The 14,713-nt window shown below is 71.5% G+C and carries 18 protein-coding genes; 5 read left to right on the plus strand and 13 right to left on the minus strand.

Features of this window, described 5'->3' with window-relative positions; genetic code table 11:
• Nucleotides 1-208: 208 nt before the first annotated feature.
• From B7R87_RS21495 to B7R87_RS21520, 6 genes are all read right to left on the minus strand, one after another.
• Complete coding sequence (locus B7R87_RS21495) at nt 209-1,345, minus strand: EstA family serine hydrolase (RefSeq protein WP_006346959.1); 1,137 nt, start codon at nt 1,343-1,345, stop codon at nt 209-211.
• Nucleotides 1,346-1,487: 142 nt separating this feature from the next.
• Complete coding sequence (locus B7R87_RS21500) at nt 1,488-2,159, minus strand: nucleotidyl transferase AbiEii/AbiGii toxin family protein (RefSeq protein WP_006346958.1); 672 nt, start codon at nt 2,157-2,159, stop codon at nt 1,488-1,490.
• The gene (locus B7R87_RS21505) at nt 2,156-2,524 is read right to left on the minus strand and encodes a hypothetical protein (RefSeq protein ID WP_006346957.1); all 369 of its coding nucleotides are present in this window, start codon (nt 2,522-2,524) and stop codon (nt 2,156-2,158) included. The genes B7R87_RS21500 and B7R87_RS21505 overlap by 4 nt, the downstream gene beginning before the upstream one ends.
• A 524-nt stretch (nt 2,525-3,048) precedes the next feature.
• The gene (locus B7R87_RS21510; protein WP_006346956.1) at nt 3,049-3,699 is read right to left on the minus strand and encodes a hypothetical protein; all 651 of its coding nucleotides are present in this window, start codon (nt 3,697-3,699) and stop codon (nt 3,049-3,051) included.
• The gene (locus tag B7R87_RS21515; RefSeq protein WP_040914572.1) at nt 3,692-3,907 is read right to left on the minus strand and encodes a hypothetical protein; all 216 of its coding nucleotides are present in this window, start codon (nt 3,905-3,907) and stop codon (nt 3,692-3,694) included. The genes B7R87_RS21510 and B7R87_RS21515 overlap by 8 nt, the downstream gene beginning before the upstream one ends.
• Nucleotides 3,904-4,212: a hypothetical protein gene (locus tag B7R87_RS21520; RefSeq protein ID WP_040914569.1), complete on the minus strand. Its 309-nt coding sequence runs from the start codon at nt 4,210-4,212 to the stop codon at nt 3,904-3,906. The genes B7R87_RS21515 and B7R87_RS21520 overlap by 4 nt, the downstream gene beginning before the upstream one ends.
• 559 nt (nt 4,213-4,771) lie before the next feature.
• On the opposite strand from B7R87_RS21520, the gene B7R87_RS21525 reads away from it, so the two are divergent.
• The 4 genes from B7R87_RS21525 (at nt 4,772) to B7R87_RS21540 (ending at nt 7,670) form a co-directional block, all read left to right on the plus strand.
• Nucleotides 4,772-5,773, plus strand: coding sequence for a hypothetical protein (locus B7R87_RS21525; protein WP_130584867.1), 1,002 nt, complete (start codon nt 4,772-4,774; stop codon nt 5,771-5,773).
• Complete coding sequence (locus B7R87_RS21530; protein ID WP_006346954.1) at nt 5,770-6,324, plus strand: GNAT family N-acetyltransferase; 555 nt, start codon at nt 5,770-5,772, stop codon at nt 6,322-6,324. The genes B7R87_RS21525 and B7R87_RS21530 overlap by 4 nt, the downstream gene beginning before the upstream one ends.
• Before the next feature lie 149 nt (nt 6,325-6,473).
• Entirely contained in the window at nt 6,474-7,247 is a 774-nt protein-coding gene (locus B7R87_RS21535; RefSeq protein WP_006346953.1) for a glycosyltransferase family 2 protein, read from the plus strand.
• A gap of 48 nt (nt 7,248-7,295) precedes the next feature.
• Nucleotides 7,296-7,670: a hypothetical protein gene (locus B7R87_RS21540; RefSeq protein WP_006346952.1), complete on the plus strand. Its 375-nt coding sequence runs from the start codon at nt 7,296-7,298 to the stop codon at nt 7,668-7,670.
• Nucleotides 7,671-7,685: 15 nt separating this feature from the next.
• Here B7R87_RS21540 and B7R87_RS21545 read toward each other — a convergent pair whose 3' ends face one another.
• Nucleotides 7,686-8,579 (minus strand): LysR family transcriptional regulator, encoded by an 894-nt coding sequence (locus B7R87_RS21545; protein ID WP_006346951.1) that lies wholly within the window; start codon nt 8,577-8,579, stop codon nt 7,686-7,688.
• Nucleotides 8,580-8,792: 213 nt separating this feature from the next.
• On the opposite strand from B7R87_RS21545, the gene B7R87_RS21550 reads away from it, so the two are divergent.
• Nucleotides 8,793-9,269 (plus strand): hypothetical protein, encoded by a 477-nt coding sequence (locus tag B7R87_RS21550; RefSeq protein ID WP_006346950.1) that lies wholly within the window; start codon nt 8,793-8,795, stop codon nt 9,267-9,269.
• 90 nt (nt 9,270-9,359) lie between these two features.
• Here the strand turns inward: B7R87_RS21550 and B7R87_RS21555 are convergent, their stop codons facing one another.
• The 6 genes from B7R87_RS21555 to B7R87_RS21580 are packed head-to-tail and all read right to left on the minus strand — an operon-like array spanning nt 9,360 to nt 14,654.
• Nucleotides 9,360-10,595, minus strand: coding sequence for a cytochrome P450 family protein (locus B7R87_RS21555; protein WP_040914568.1), 1,236 nt, complete (start codon nt 10,593-10,595; stop codon nt 9,360-9,362).
• On the minus strand, nt 10,592-11,857 hold the full coding sequence (locus tag B7R87_RS21560; protein WP_006346948.1) for a cytochrome P450: 1,266 nt from the start codon (nt 11,855-11,857) through the stop codon (nt 10,592-10,594). The genes B7R87_RS21555 and B7R87_RS21560 overlap by 4 nt, the downstream gene beginning before the upstream one ends.
• Entirely contained in the window at nt 11,857-12,480 is a 624-nt protein-coding gene (locus B7R87_RS21565; protein ID WP_006346947.1) for a GTP-binding protein, read from the minus strand. The genes B7R87_RS21560 and B7R87_RS21565 overlap by 1 nt, the downstream gene beginning before the upstream one ends.
• Complete coding sequence (locus B7R87_RS21570) at nt 12,461-12,817, minus strand: DUF742 domain-containing protein (protein WP_006346946.1); 357 nt, start codon at nt 12,815-12,817, stop codon at nt 12,461-12,463. The genes B7R87_RS21565 and B7R87_RS21570 overlap by 20 nt, the downstream gene beginning before the upstream one ends.
• Nucleotides 12,814-13,239: a roadblock/LC7 domain-containing protein gene (locus B7R87_RS21575; protein ID WP_006346945.1), complete on the minus strand. Its 426-nt coding sequence runs from the start codon at nt 13,237-13,239 to the stop codon at nt 12,814-12,816. The genes B7R87_RS21570 and B7R87_RS21575 overlap by 4 nt, the downstream gene beginning before the upstream one ends.
• Complete coding sequence (locus B7R87_RS21580; protein ID WP_130584929.1) at nt 13,236-14,654, minus strand: sensor histidine kinase; 1,419 nt, start codon at nt 14,652-14,654, stop codon at nt 13,236-13,238. The genes B7R87_RS21575 and B7R87_RS21580 overlap by 4 nt, the downstream gene beginning before the upstream one ends.
• Nucleotides 14,655-14,713: the final 59 nt, after the last annotated feature.

Raw genomic sequence — 14,713 nt, forward strand, 5'->3', positions numbered from 1 at the left:
CTCGGTGCTGATATATCCACCCATTCTTCTCCACGCCCCGGCCGGCCTGCGCGACAACTAGCCCATTCGGGTGAGTGCCTGTACGCCGGGCCGGCTCAGGACGTGGACGTCACCGGTGCGAGATTGCTCCCGCTGACCGGGAGGAGTCGAGTGGAAGCCCTCTCCGACCCGGCCCGGTCACCCGCAACATCGGAAGAGAAGCGGCCCCTCAGCGACCCAGTGCCCGGACCACCGACTTCAGCAGGCCCTCGTTCTCCGGGGCCGTACCGCCCGGGAAGGCATACCGGCGGCGGGTGTAGGCGTAGGCGAAGCCCTGCCGCAGGTCCGCGAGCGCGAGGGAGCCCGCGGCGCCGCTGTGGCCGTAGGAGTCGGCGCCGAGGAAGGAGAAGCGCAGGCCCATGGCGAGGAAGCCCAGACCGAACGCGTCCGGCTCGCCGGCCACCAGGTCCGTTCCCTCGGAGTGGATCCGGGCGAACTCGGCGGCCGTGTCAGGCTTCAGCAGCGGACTCCGGCCGTCCAGTCCGAACGCGGCCGCCGCGTACATCCCGGCGAGGCCGCGCGCGGAGCCGATACCGGCCGCCGACGTCTGGCCCTTGGCCCGTACCGTGCGGGAGTTCGGGAAGTCGTACAGCTCGACCGGGTCCGGCACATGCTGGTTGAAGGCGATACCGGCCAGGCTGTACGGGCCGTGGGCGGTAGCCTCCAGTTCGGCCTGCTGCTCCGGTGTCGGCAGCATCGGGAGGACGGTGAGAAAGCGCGGCTCCTCGGACTCCGGGAGGCCCAGCCACATGTCCAGGCCGTACGGGGCGCGTATCCGCTCCTCGTACCACTCCTGCAGAGTGCGCCCGGTGGCCCGGAACACGACCTCTCCGACCAGCCCGCCGATCACGAAGCCGTGGTAGCCGAAGAACCGCCCCGGCTGCCAGAACGGGCGCTGCCCCGCCAGCCGGGCCGCGATCGCCCGGTCGTCGGCCAGCTCCTCCAGGGTGAAGCCCGCGTCCAGGCCGACCACCCCGGCCCGGTGCGCGAGCAGTTCGCGCAGGGTGACCTCGCCCTTCCCTTCGGCGGCGAAGTCCGGCCAGTACGAGGCGACGGTACGGTCCAGGTCCAGCAGACCGTCCTGGACCAGGAGCGCGGTCACCAGATAGGCCGCGCCCTTGGTGGACGAGAAGACGCCGAGCAGGGACTCCCCGGTCACCCCGTCCGACCAGAGATCCACCACCCGCTCACTGCCCCGGTGCACCACCAACTGGGCCCCGGGCTCGTGCTCCTCGCCCGCGAGGAAGGCGGCGAACTCGTCCCGCACCCCTTCGAAACCGGCGGCTACCGTGCCATGGACTGCCATGAACCCTCCCGAACTGCCGTACGGATCTTGTGCCTCACGACAACTTGCCTGCGGGCGCCAACTATTCCCGGCGTCGCCGGCCGTCCGCCCGGGGCTCGGCCCCGTGCCATGACGGGATCGGCGCCGTCCGGCCGAGGGAAGGTCAGTCGTCGTCCGGGACATCCTCGGCCTGGAGCCGGGTGGCGAGGTCGTCGGCCCATGCGAGGGCCCACACGCGCAGGTCTGCTGTCTGTTCGGGGTCGAGGCCGTATGCGGCGAAGTCCTGGTCGTCCCACCACTCGGCTCCCGTGAGACGGTCGCGCAGGTCGTGGAGGCTGAATGCGAAGCGGGCGTGGCGGCGGCCGAGGTTTTCCAGGTCCGCAGTGGAGCGGTGCAGCGTCGCGGCGTGGACGTCGATGAGGTCGCGGACCGCGCCGCGGTCCGCGAGCGCGCGGACCTTGGTGCCGATGACGTCGTCCAGCGAGAGAACGGGACCGTACTCGGTGAGGGCCGGCGGCGCCCAGAATGCTTCCTTGAGGATGTCGACCTCGCACTCCTCACCCGTGGCGGGGTCAGTGGCAATGAGCCGACCCGACAGGGGGCTGGACTCGATATGGCGGACGCCCCAGCCGCGCGAGGCCAGGCCGTCGCCGACCGTGCGGATGATCTCGTCGATGGGGGCCGGGTTCTCGGTGGCCACGTCCAGGTCCTGCGAGAGCCGGTCGACCAGCCCGTGGGCCTGCACGGCGTACCCGCCGGTGATCACGAGCGGGTAGGGCGCACCGATGGCGAGGACGTCGGCCAGGAGTCGACGGTGCAGGTCAGTGAGGTTCACGCGGCGGTCGCGGCGGTTGCGGTGATGAGTTCGGGGAAAGCGTTCTCCCAGACGTCCCTGATCGGGCGGCTGATCAGCGTGCGCAGCACGGGCCACTGCTGGACGAGCAGGTCCCGGTTGAGGAAGTCGATCAGGTCCTGGCGCTGTCCTTCGGCCAGGACGGTGCGGTACAGGCCCATCCGGGAGCGCGGCTGCTCCAGCCCGTAGGAGCGGCGGCCCGACCAGACGACGTGCAGTGGCAGGTCCACCGTTCCGTGGGTGGGACCGGTCAGGTCGTCGAGTCGTTCCGGCAGTCGCTGTGCGTACTGCGCACACAACAGGTCGAACGCGTCCGGTAGGGGAAACGAGAGGGGCTGCACGGTCATGCCCTCATTATCGCCTGGCGGGCGGCGCAGGTACTGCGCCGTGCAGGGCTCGGGCGGTTGTGCGGTCGTGCGGAGTCGGGCATCGGTCCTGCCTCCGGTGCGGTCCGGGAGAGCTTGATCCGCCCGGTTCTGTGCAACCTGGGAGTAGTTTGTTCGCTTCTACCTATAGGGAAGACTTGTCTCATGCTGGGTCCGATTCCGGCGATGGGTCCGGGGGCGGGCGGGTGGTGAGTGCCGTCAGGTTCGTGAGGCGGGGCTGCTTCGGGCAGCCGGGCGGGAACGCCTCCGCGTGAAAGCCGACGAGTGGGTGGTGCGCGGGTGGGGCCGCGGCTGCTCCGGCTTCGGTTCGCTGGGCATGCTTCCCCGCTGACCGGCCGAGCGGAATGAGGCTCGGTGCTTGTCGGCCGGTCTCGCTGCGCGGCCCCCCGTGGCCGGGGAAGTGAGCAGACAGAATCGCTGCTCGTCCCTGGGAGTTCAGCGTGCGACAAGTGATGTGTGGCGTACGGGAATGGTGCTGCTGTCGTTCATGCGATGTCGCCGGAAGCCGGGGTGAAGCGGAGCAGGTCAATGGGCGTGCAGCCCATGAGCCGGATGACGGCGAGATCCGCGAGCAGCCAGGGCAGGCGGGGGTCTCCGTACGGCAGTTGGACCGGGTCCTCGCCGCTGAGCAGGGCGGGTGTGTGGAGGGCGCCTCGGTAGCCCCAGGCCCGGGGGCGGCGCACCCGGAGTGCCGTATGGCCACCGGCGAGGGCCGGGCACTGCTCCAGGGCCAGCACCGCGCACGGCTCCGGGCAGACGGGCGGGGTGATCGTCAGTACGTCCTCCGGGTCGCCGTCCGGGGGACCGGCCAGCAGCCAGAGCATTCCGTTCGGGGACCGCGGGGGCGGTTCCCCGCAGACCTGGCAGAGCAGCCGGGCGAGGGCGCGGCGCTGGCGGCGGGGGTCGAGCTGCTCGTACAGGGGCCGGCCGGCTGCCTCGGTGGCACGCCGCCCCCGGCCACGCGCCAGCAGGACCCCGTCGTCAGTGCGGTCGTGGACGGATTCGTCGCGGTACGCGATCCCGCGCCCCCGCAGGCCCAGGACGAGTGGCTCGGGCAGGACGGGCGCGGCGGACCAGGGCGTCACCCAGGGGACGATCCGGCCGTGGAAGCGGGGGAGGCCGTCCGGATCAGGCACGGCAACCTCCGGAACGGTTCAGTTCGCCGGGTACGGGTCCGGGGGAGCAGCCCGTGGTGTCCTGCGGGCAGACGTACCGCACGTAGCCGGGCCCGCTGGCCCGCTCGACGTATCCGGCCTCGACCGGGGCGGTGGTGGTACGCCCGCAGACGCAGCACACGGCGGAGCGCGGCGCCGGTGGCGGGGCGAGCAGGCTCTCCGTCCTCACCGCAGCCACCCCCACCCGGGCCCGGGCCGCGCGGTCCGCACGGCGACGGGCCGGACGAGAACGATGCCCTGCGGAGCGACGTACAGCCGCCGCGGGGGCGGCGGACCGTCCGGGACGGTACGGGCCCGGAGTGCCTCTTCCCTGGCCAGGAGGAGGGCTTGGGCTTCCTCCTGGCCAGGGGTGGTCCAGGGGCGGGTCCACGGGTCGACGCGGGGTGTCGGGAGGGGGGCGGGCGGTACGGGACGCCGTATCCCCGCGATGCGGTCAGCGATACGGGTCAACAGGCAGGCGATAACATCACGCATACGGCTGATCAGCTCCTTAGCAAGCTGGTTGGTCACAGCCCCGGTGGGCCGTGGCGACGGCCCGCCGGGGTGCGTACTTCGGCCCGCTCCCGCTGGCGAACGGAAATGGGGGCCGGTGAATGGTCCGGCTCCGAGGAAAGCGGGTTGTCGCGGCAGTGGGCCAGGTAATTCGGTCCCTGCTGTTGGATCCAGGGACCGGAAATTTTTACACTCGCGCCAGCACGCTCGGTGCGCGCGGGGCTACCGTGGGCTGATGGTGCAGCCGGAGAACATCCGATTCGCCGCCTATCTGCGGGCTGCCGGGCTGTCGCAGGAGGAGCTGGCCGATCGGCTCAACGAGCATATTCAGGACTTAACCGGCCGGTCCGGCAGTATCACCGACCGCCACATCCGTAACTGGCTGACGGGAAAGACGAGGTGGCCTCAGGAGCGCCAGCGGCTTGCGCTGCAAGCCGAGTTCGGCGTTGATGCATATGAGCTGGGATTCATGCCGAGAAACAGTGTAGCGAGCAACGTTTTATCGGCCGTAGCCCTGGCAGATGCAGATCCGGAGGACATCGTGAAACGTCGCCACTTCACTGTTGCAGGCGCCGCCGTTCTTGGCGCGACGGCGCTGCCGAACGTCGCCACCGCAGCTCCCCTGCCCCGTATCGGTATGGATCAGGTCGACGATCTCGAAAAGGCATTCGACCGGCTCATCACCGATGACGACACCTCGGGTTCGACAGCCCGGCTGGAGGCCGAGGCACTGGCCTTCAGCAAGCAGGCGCTGGCGCTCCAGCACAGCGGCGGCATGCTGCCGGAGCGGGTCCGCTCACGGCTCTACTACCTTGCGGCCGCCTTCACCGGATTCGCGGTATGGGCCGCCGTCGACCGCTGCCGCCCCGAACCCGCCCGGCGTCATGTCGAACGCGCCCTCACCTTCGCCAGGCTCTCCGGCAGCGCGGAGGTCGAACTGCGTATCTGGAGCCACCTTTCGATCCTCGCGGGTCAGGGGGGCAACGACAACGAGGCGATGGCCGCGGCCCAGATGGCTCGGTCCTCCCCGGCCTGCCGCCGGGATCCTCTGCTGGCCTCCCTCACCTCCGCCCGCCTCGCCTCCGTTCACGCGGGTGCGGGGAACGGCCGGGCCGGACGGCGCGCCCTCGACGGCGCCCATGCCGCGTTCCACCGTGCCGACCGCGCCGCGCACCGCGAAAGCTGGATGGCGTTCTACGATGCGGCCGAACTCCACGGCCTGTCCGCCCTGACCCTGACCAAGCTCGGTGAGCACGAGGAAGCGGAGGCTCATCTGCACCAGACCCTCGGCCTGCTCCGCCCCGAGTACCGCCGCAACCGGTCCTACTACACTGCCCACCTCGCCCTCACCCAGCTTCGCCAAGGTGACGCGGAGACCGCGTGCGGCACGGCCCTGAGAGTCCTGCCGGACCGGACCGCCGTCACCGGCAGGACCCACCAGGCTCTCCGGAAGTTCGACCACGGGCTGGCCCGGGTCGCCCCCGGAGCCCGGTTCGCCACCGACTGGACCGACCGTTTCCACGACTGGAAGGGACGAGTGTGACCATCGAAATCCGCCGTATCGACGCCGAAGGGCTGCCGACCGTGCGGCAGACCGTCCTGGACATCCACGCCGAGGTACGCCACCAGGACTTCGGCCTCACCGGCGACTTCCACACCGTCGCCCGCTTCGACGAGCGTCTGAGCGCCTATGCCTCCCGGCCCGGGTGGGCCGCCGTCCTCGGTTACGACGCGGGTGAGCCCGTCGGCTTCTGCTTCGGCATGGCGCTCGCCGCCGACACCCGCTGGTGGCGGAGCATGACCGAGCCCGTTCCCGAGGAGGTCATCTGGGAAGACGGCCGCCGCACCGCCGCACTCAACGAGATTGTGGTCCGCAAGCGCTGGCGCGGCACCGGAACCGCTCGCCGTCTGCATGACACCTGGCTGGCCGGGCGGACCGAGGAGCGGGTGACCCTGTTGGTGGATCCCGCGGCCGGAGGCGGCAAGGTGCAGGCCGTCTACGAGAGCTGGGGGTACGAGAAGCTGGGCGAGCAGCAGCCGTTCCCCGACTCGCCGCGCTTCGCCGCCATGATCCGGCCCCTTCTCACCGGCTGACCGGCGACCGCGGGCGTCCTCAGCGCCGCTGAGCGCCCGGCCGGATGCCGTACGCAGCCCTGACCAGCGCAAACATCTCCATGGCAGATCTTGCCCCATCGCGGTGCTTGAATGGACCCGTCGTTCCCTGTCCGGCAAGGAGAAGCGCTGTGCCCCTGGTGTCTGTCGTGATGCCCGTCTACAACTCGGCAGCCACCCTCGGCGCAGCCGTCCGATCGGTGCTCACCCAGACGCACACCGACCTGGAGCTGCTGATCACCGACGACCAGTCCACCGACGGCTCCATGGACCTGCTCCGCGAGTTCGCAGAGCAGGACGAGCGGGTGCTGCCGGAGACGGCCCCGGAGCAGGGCGGTGCGGGACGGGCCCGGAACCTGGCGATCGGGCGGGCCCGTGGGGACTACATCGCCTTTCTCGACAGCGACGACATGTGGCTTCCCGAGAAGACCGAGAAGCAGCTCGCCTTCGCCGCGGAAGGCGATGCGCCCCTGACCTTCACCTCGTACTACAAGATGGCCGCCGACTACGACGGCGAGAGCACCGACTGGGTCCCGAACGGGCGGGTGGTCCGTGCGCGGCACCACGTGGACTACCGCGCCATGCTGGTCCGCGACTACATCGGCGCCCTCACCGCCATGTACGACCGCAACGCCCTGGGCACCCGGCTGATGCCGGAGATGCGCAAGCGCCAGGACTACGCCCTCTGGCTGTCGATCATGCGGGACGGCGCCGACGCCCGGGGTCTGGCCGAGCCGCTCGCGGTGTACCGGGCCCAGCAGGCGGGCTCCCTGTCCTCCAACAAGCTCTCCCTCGTGCAGTACAACTGGGCCCTGTACCGCGAGCACGAGCATCTGTCCGTCCCGCGGGCGACGCGGGCGCTGGCCGGCGCCGTCTGGCAGTCCCTGCGCAACTCGCGCATCTAGGGCGCCTGGTTCGGCGGGCTGTCGGAGGGCCCGCCTACACTCCCGCGCATGTCGTTCTGGATGCACCTCGTGAAGATCAGCCCCGCCCATCTGCCCGCGATACGCGAGCAGCCCGGTGTGCTGCTGGACCTGTTCTCCGACGACGGGGACGCCGAACCGCCCGCGGGCTTCGACCGGGCCACGGACCTCCTGGAGTTCCAGTTCCGCCCCGAGGAGGAGAACCTCGACCACCACCACTGGCTGACCACCGTCCACCGCGTCGGTGAGGCCCTCGGTGAGGATTTCGACCACGGCGATCTCTTCGCGGTCGGCCCCGACCAGGTCGCGAACATCGCCGGTACGCTGCCGGGCGACAGCCCCGTGAAGGAATTCTTCACCGATGCCGCCGGAGAGGGCCGGGCGGTCGTCGGGGGACTCGGCTGAGGCCGCCGTCCCGGATCAGCCGACCCGCCCCGGCGACACCGACCGCAGCAGCTCCTCCAGCTCCCGCGCCGACAGCAGTGGAACCGCCGGGCGGGCCGTGTGGATGGTGCGGCGCAGCGCCGGGTCCGTCAGGGGGCGGAGCACGATGTCCGTGGGGACGGCCCGGGCCGCCAGGGACGGGACCAGGGCCACCCCCAGACCCGCCGCCACATAGCCGAACTTCCCGCTCCACTCCGCAATGCGGATGATCTTGCGGGGGGCGCCGCCCACCCGGGCCCAGGCGTCGGCCAGCGGGGTGGGGCGGTCCCCGTACGCGTGCTGCACCCAGGCCTCGTCGCCCAGGGCGCGGAGGTCCACCGGCCCGGACCCGGCCAGCCGGTGTCCGCGCGGCAGGGCGACGAGGAGTTCGTCCTCGCAGAGCACGGAGGTCACGACCCCCTCGGCAGAGGGCAGTCCGTACGGGTAGTCACTGACCACGGCCAGGTCCAGCGCCCCGTCCGCGAGGCGCTCCATCAGCCCCGCGCTCGGCACCTCCACCACGACCGGCTCGACCTCGGGCCGCGCCGCGCCCAGCGCCCGTAACGCGGCCGGCAGCAGGGAGATATTGGCCGTGGCGAACGCCCCCACGTGCAGCACCCCGCCCTGCCCGCTGTGGAGTGCGGCGAGTTCCCGTTCGACCCGGGCCAGCCTGCCGAGCACGTCGAGGGCGTGCTGATGCAGCAGCCGCCCGGCCGGAGTGAGCCGTACCCCCCGCGGCAGCCGCTCGAACAGGGCCCCGCCCGCGCGCTGTTCCAGCGCCGCGATCCGCCGTGACACCGCGGACTGGGTGTAGTTGAGCCGGGCCGCCGCCCGGGTGAACGACCCGGTGTCGGCCACGGCCGCCAGCAGTCGTAGCGCTTCGGTCTCCATCCGCGCCTCCCGACGGGCATCGTGGCACAACCCATTCCACCCGTGCATGGGTCGCATGCAAACTCGTCGCTGGTGGCATGGATCGGTCCGGCCCTACCGTCGAATCCCCGCACCGACGCCGCGATCCCAGGGGGGACATATGGCGCTGCAAGAGGACCCACCACGGACACGGACGGAACCGGTCCGGCTCGCATCCCGCGCCGGGGCGGCGTCATGACCGCCGCCGGACGGTCCGGCGGATACCCCGTCGCGGGGACCACCGGCGCCCTCGTACAGGCCGGTCTGCGCATGCTCGTCCTGCTGATCGCCGTCTTCGTGGGCGCGCTGATCTGGATCCGGCCGCAGAACTCCGTGATCAAGGGCGCGGTCCCGGTCGCCGTACTGCTCGGCCTGTACGGGCTGCGCCTGGTCTGGCGCGCGTTCCTCACCCGGCGCGGCGGCGGCCGGTGTCATTTCCGCCCGGACGGCCTGGTCGTGACCGGCCCGTCCGGCCGGATACGGGACGGGGTGTCCTGGGCGAACGTCACCGGCATCAAGCGGATGAGCAGCGTGGACCTGCTGATGTGCTTCCACCGGTTCGAGATCGGGCGGCGCGGCACCTCACCCCTGGTCCTGGTCGCGCTGGGCGCGCAGCCCCCGCTGGTCGCGGCGCTGGAGGCCGAGGCCGCGCGGAACGGCCTCCGGGGCTGAGGGGCCCTGCCACCTGCGGAACGAACAGGGCCGTACGGGGAAGTTCCCGTACGGCCCTTGAGACGTGTCACCTGACTCGGAGCGGCCGTATCAGCCGTTCAGCAGGATCGGGAACGACTCCAGGTCGTTCTGGGTCATCACCGGCATATTGCGCAGCTCGTCCGCCGGGACCGCCAGCCGCAGATCCGGGAAGCGGGCGAAGAGCGCCGGGAGGGCGATATGGGCCTCCAGCCGGGAGAGGGCCGCGCCCGGGCACATATGGGGGCCGTGGCCGAAGGTCATATGGCGGATGGGCGTGGCGCGGGTGATGTCGAACGCGTCCGCCTCCGCGCCGTGGCGGTCCCGGTCGCGGCCGATCGCCCGGTACGAGATCACCACGCCCTCGCCCTGCCCGATGACGAAGCCGTCGACGTCGATGTCCTCGGTGGCGAAGCGCATCAGGAGGTGGGTGGTCGGCGGGTCCCAGCGCAGGACCTCCTCGACCACCGTCTCCCACGGGATCTGCCCCGAGCGGACCAGTTCGAGCTGGTCGGGGTGGGTCAGCAGGGCCCGTACCGCATTGAGGACCAGGCCGACCGTCGTCTCGTGGCCCGCGCCGATCATGTCCTTGAGGTTGCCCATCACCTCCAGCTGGGTGAGCGGCTCGCCGCCCTCGTCGGCCAGGATCAGGGCACTGGTGAGATCGTCGCCGGGGGCCGCGCTCTTCTCCCGTACCAGCTCCGTGAAGATCTCCGTCAGCTCGTCGACGGCGGCCAGCCGCTCGTCCTGCGGGGTGAGGAGGGAGAAGAAGGCCTTCCAGAGCCGCATCTGGCGCGGGATCGACTCGTCCGGGACGCCCATCAGATTGCAGACGACGCTCATCGGCAGCGGCTGGGCGAAATGCGGTTTGAGGTCGACGCGGCCGTCGGCGTCCGCATGGCCGGGGAGGGCGTCGAGGAGTTCCGCGGTGATGGACTCCACCACGGGACGCAGCGACTCCACCCGGCGCGCGGTGATCGCCTGGGCCGTCTTCGCCCGCAGCCGCCGGTGCTCGGCGCCGTCCACCGAGAACATCGAACGCCCGGTGTCGATCATGCCGACCAGCGGCCACTGCCGGTCGATCTCCCCGGACTGCCAGAGCTTCCAGCGGTTGATGTCCTTGACCAGCCGGGCGTCCGTGAGCAGCCCGCGGGCCACGCTGTGCTCGGTGACGGTCCAGGCGGGCGCGCCCAGCAGGTCGATCCGGACGAAGGGGCCCGACTCGCGGAGATAGGCGGTCTCGCCGTTCAGGTCGCGGACGAAGGGGTCGATCACCAGGGACGGGGAGGGGGCGGCCGTAACGCTCATAGCTGGTCTCCAGTGGGACGGATGGGCGTGAACCGGACGGGGATCGCCGTCATTCCGCGGAGGAACGTGGAGGGGCGGCGGACCAGGGTCTGCGCGGGTACGGCGAGATCGACGTCGGGCAGCCGGTCCAGCAGCACCTCGATGGCGGTACGGGCGATGATCTCCGCGATCTCCTGGGCGGGCAAGGGGCAGCGGTACTCGCCGTGGCTGAAGGAGAAGTGCGCGCTGTTGCCGCCCTGCGAGGGCGCGAACTGCTGCTGGATCAGCGGGTCCGCGTTGGCCGCGGCCAGTCCGAGCATCACCAGGTCGCCCGCGCGGATCTGCTGTCCGGCGAGCAGGGTGTCCCGGGCCGCCCAGCGGCCCGCGAGGATCTGGGTGGGGGTGTCCTCCCACAGCACCTCGTTCATCGCCTGGCCGACGCTGTGCCGCCCGCCGCCGAGCGCCGCGGCGAACCGGTCGTCGGTGAGCATCAGCCGGATGGAGTTCCCGATCCAGTCGGCGGTGGTGACGAACGCGGCGCCCATGACGTCCTTGACGTTGAGCGCCACCTCCTCCTCGGTGAAACCGTCCTGCGCCAGCATCCACGAGGTGATGTCGTCGCCCGGCTCCACCCGCTTGTTCTTGATGAGCTGGTGGTTGAGCGCCAGATAGTCCTGGTGGGCGCGCATGGCGCCCTCGCCGCCGTCCACCAGCTCGCCCAGCGCCCGGGCCACCGCGGTCCCCTCGGGGTCCGTGTAGCCGAGGAGCCGGGCCAGCGCGAGGACCGGCAGCGGTTTGGCGAACTCCGACACCAGATCCGCCTCGCCGCGCGAGCAGAACGCGTCGATCAGCCGGTCCGACAGCTGCTCGCAGGTGTACCGCAGCTCGAACGGGTCCACGCTCTCCAGCGCCGGCACCACCAGCGAGGCATGCCGCCGGTGGGCCTCGCCCGCCGTGAAGTAGATCGACGGCTGGGGCTTCTGGATCATCGGCAGCAGCGGCCAGTCGTCCGGGATGTTCGGCCACTGGTTCCACAGGCTCACATCGCGCGGGAACAGCTCCGGGTCACTGGTGACCTGGTGCATCTCGTGGTAGTTCACGATCAGCCACGCCGGGATCCCGCCCGGCAGCTCGACCGGGACGACCGGCCCGTGCTCGCGCCGCATCTCGCGGTAGAGCTGGTGCGGTTCGGTGTGGAAGCGGGGGCCGCTCAGCGAGACCGGGGCAGTGCCGGCCGGATGCGCGGGGCAACGGCTCTCCCGGGCGGGTTCGGGGGTGGTCATCAGGCCGTCTCCGGAGTGCCGACGAGTGCTTGCAGATGCTCGACCAGGGCGATCAGCACCTTCTTGCTGGAAGAGCGGGAGCGGGCGTCGCAGTCGATCAGCGGTATGTGCGGATCGAGGTCGAGCGCCTCCCGGAGCTGCTCCGCCGAGTGCGGCGGACCGCCGAAGTCGTTACGGGCCACGATGAACGGGGTCCCGTGGTGCTCCAGCCGGTCGATCGCGTACCAGGAATCGGCCAGCCGCCGGGTGTCGACCAGGACGACCGCGCCGAGGGTGCCGCTGAACAGCCGGTCCCACAGGAACCAGAACCGCTCCTGCCCGGGGGCGCCGAACAGATAGAGCACGGTGCGCTCGTCGAGGCTGATCCGGCCGAAGTCGAAGGCGACGGTGGTGGCCGACTTCTGCGGTACGGCCCGCAGATCGTCGACGTCCCGGCTCGCCAGGGTCATCGTCTCCTCGGTGTTCAGCGGACGGATATCGCTGACCGAGCGGACCATGGTGGTCTTGCCCACGCCGAAGCCGCCGACGATGACGATCTTCAGTCCGTTGTCGGCCGTACTGCTCAGCGGGGTACGGGACGAGGCCGGTCGCGCTTCGGCGAGGTCAGAGTTCGCGGAGTCCAACGAGCACCTTCTCCAGGGTGGCGTGATCGGGAAGCCGCGCCGGGCCCGCCAGGGTGCGCGGATGGCGGACGGTGATCCGGCCCGCGTCCAGCAGATCGGAGAGCAGGATCTTGGTGATGCTGACCGGTAAGCGCAGCTCGGCCGCGATCTCCACGACCGCGACCGGCAGCGGGCAGAGCCGCAGGATCGCGGAGTGCTCCGACTGCATGCCCCGGGCCGGTTCGCATTCGGCGACGATCAGCGTCACCAGGTCGAAATCGTTCCGGCTGGGGCGGCTGCGGCCGCCGGTCAGGGTGTACAGACGGTCCGGGTTCTCGTCCCGGGCGGAGCGGATCACTGCGCCGGGACGTGTTCGGCGGACCGGGGCGGGGCGCTGAGGTGCTCGCCGAGCTGCTCGACCAGTTCGAGCATGTTGTGGCCGACCAGCCCGGCGTCCGCGTCCTCGGCGGCGATCACCGCCACATGGCTGCCTTCGCCCGCCTCGGCGATGAAGAGGATGCCGCCGTAGAACTCGGTCATGGACTGGCGGACGCCGCCGGAACCGTCGCCGAACTCCACGGACGCGCCGTGGGAGAGGCTCTGGATGCCGGCGGAGATCGCCGACAGCTGGTCGGCGCGGTCCGCCGAGAGATCGGCGGTGTGGCAGAGCTTCAGGCCGTCCCGGGAGAGCACGAGCGCGTGCCGTGCGCCGGGCGTGCGTTCCAGCAGTCCTTCCAGCAGCCAGCCGAGGCCAGCCGCGCCGGTGGCTGATGCGGTCATCGGTCGTCCTCCGAAAGGGGGGTCGAGGGGGGTGTGGTCGCACCGGCGCCGGGGCCGGTGTGCTGTTCCTGGCCGGTCACCGCACGCCGGAAGGCGCCGAACCGGGCTCCGGCGCCCGCGGACTGCGGGCGGTTCGTGCCGCCGCCGTCGCGCGGTGCCGCGGAGCTGGGCAGCCCGTCGGGGTGGGTGGCGGCCAGGGTGCGTCCGCGCCGCCGCTTGGGCAGCTCGGCCACGGGCGCCGTGACGGCGCCGGGGTCGGTGGCCGGGGCGAAGTCGTGCTCCTCCCGGGTCCGCCCGCCCGGGAGCGCGCCGAAGTCCGCGGAGCGGGCGGAGCCGCCGCGCGCGGGGGTGGTGGTGCGGGTCGCCGCCGGGGTGCGCCGCAGCCCTGCCGGGATCTGCGGTTCGTCCGGGCGGCTGCGGGTGATCAGCTCCTGGGGGATCATCACGACCACCCCGGTGCCGCCGATGGCCGACGGCCGGAACGAGACCGTGAGCCCGTGCTTGCGGGCCAGCCGGCCCACGACGGCGAGGCCGAGGCGGGTGCCGGTGAGCGTGGACAGGTCGCCGGACTCGCCGGAGACCGCGCGCTCGGCGCGGCGCAGGGCCGTCTCGCCCATCACCAGACCGCTGTCCTCGACGGTGATCACGGCTCCGGCCGGGACCTCCGCGACATAGCCGTGGACATCGGTGGTGGGCGGGGAGAAGTTGCAGGCGTTGTCGAGAAGTTCGGCCAGGACGTGCATGACGCCCTCGGCCGCGTGGCCCGCGACAGCGATGTCAGCGACCGAGCGGATCCGGACCCGCTGATAGCCGGCGACCCGGCCCATGGCGCCCCGCAGGATCGACTCCATGGGGATGGGCTTGGCCCAGCGCCGCCCGGAGCGGGCGCCGGAGAGGACGGCGATGCTGTCCGCGAGCCGGCCCGCCTGGGCGGTGCGGTGGTCGAGGTGGAGGAGGTCCGCGAGGACGTCCTCGTCGTCGTGGCGGTGCTCCATCTCGCGGAGGTCCGCGAGCATGCCGGTGGTCATGGCCTGCATCCGGCCCGCCGCGTTGGCACAGGCCGCCATGGCCGCCGCGCGCCGCTTCTCACCGAGTCCGGCCTCCCCGACGGCGGCGATCCGGCGCCGCTCGCTGCGGTCGGCCTCGTCGGCGATCTGGCGCAGCACCCGCTGGTAGGCGGGGCTGTCCGGGGCGGGTACGGCGGCGAGCGCCGAGCCCGCCCGGGCACCCTGGCGGATGGCGGTCATCAGTGCGGGCACCGTCTGGTCGGCGAACCGGTCGGCTGCTGCTGCGAGATCGGTGGCACGGGCGCCGGCGCGACGGGCCCGGTTCCGGTACACGAGTGCCACCGCGACTGCGGTGGACAGTAAAAGGGCGGCAACGACGATGACGCCGCCTGCGCCGGACAAGGCCATCAACTGCTCCTCGTGCACAGCAGACCTGTGCGAAGTGGTCAACTCCGGGGACCTTATAG

Source organism: Streptomyces tsukubensis (genome assembly GCF_003932715.1).
Lineage (GTDB): Bacteria > Actinomycetota > Actinomycetes > Streptomycetales > Streptomycetaceae > Streptomyces > Streptomyces tsukubensis.

What these genes read in the sequence shown, in the direction of transcription:
- B7R87_RS21495 (WP_006346959.1), bottom strand. Translation starts at nt 1,345, where the DNA reads ATGGCAGTCCATGGCACGGTAGCCGCCGGTTTCGAAGGGGTGCGGGAC.
- B7R87_RS21505 (WP_006346957.1), bottom strand. Translation starts at nt 2,524, where the DNA reads ATGACCGTGCAGCCCCTCTCGTTTCCCCTACCGGACGCGTTCGACCTG.
- B7R87_RS21520 (WP_040914569.1), bottom strand. Translation starts at nt 4,212, where the DNA reads ATGCGTGATGTTATCGCCTGCCTGTTGACCCGTATCGCTGACCGCATC.
- B7R87_RS21540 (WP_006346952.1), top strand. Translation starts at nt 7,296, where the DNA reads ATGTCGTTCTGGATGCACCTCGTGAAGATCAGCCCCGCCCATCTGCCC.
- B7R87_RS21545 (WP_006346951.1), bottom strand. Translation starts at nt 8,579, where the DNA reads ATGGAGACCGAAGCGCTACGACTGCTGGCGGCCGTGGCCGACACCGGG.
- B7R87_RS21550 (WP_006346950.1), top strand. Translation starts at nt 8,793, where the DNA reads ATGACCGCCGCCGGACGGTCCGGCGGATACCCCGTCGCGGGGACCACC.
- B7R87_RS21555 (WP_040914568.1), bottom strand. Translation starts at nt 10,595, where the DNA reads ATGAGCGTTACGGCCGCCCCCTCCCCGTCCCTGGTGATCGACCCCTTC.
- B7R87_RS21560 (WP_006346948.1), bottom strand. Translation starts at nt 11,857, where the DNA reads ATGACCACCCCCGAACCCGCCCGGGAGAGCCGTTGCCCCGCGCATCCG.
- B7R87_RS21575 (WP_006346945.1), bottom strand. Translation starts at nt 13,239, where the DNA reads ATGACCGCATCAGCCACCGGCGCGGCTGGCCTCGGCTGGCTGCTGGAA.
- B7R87_RS21580 (WP_130584929.1), bottom strand. Translation starts at nt 14,654, where the DNA reads ATGGCCTTGTCCGGCGCAGGCGGCGTCATCGTCGTTGCCGCCCTTTTA.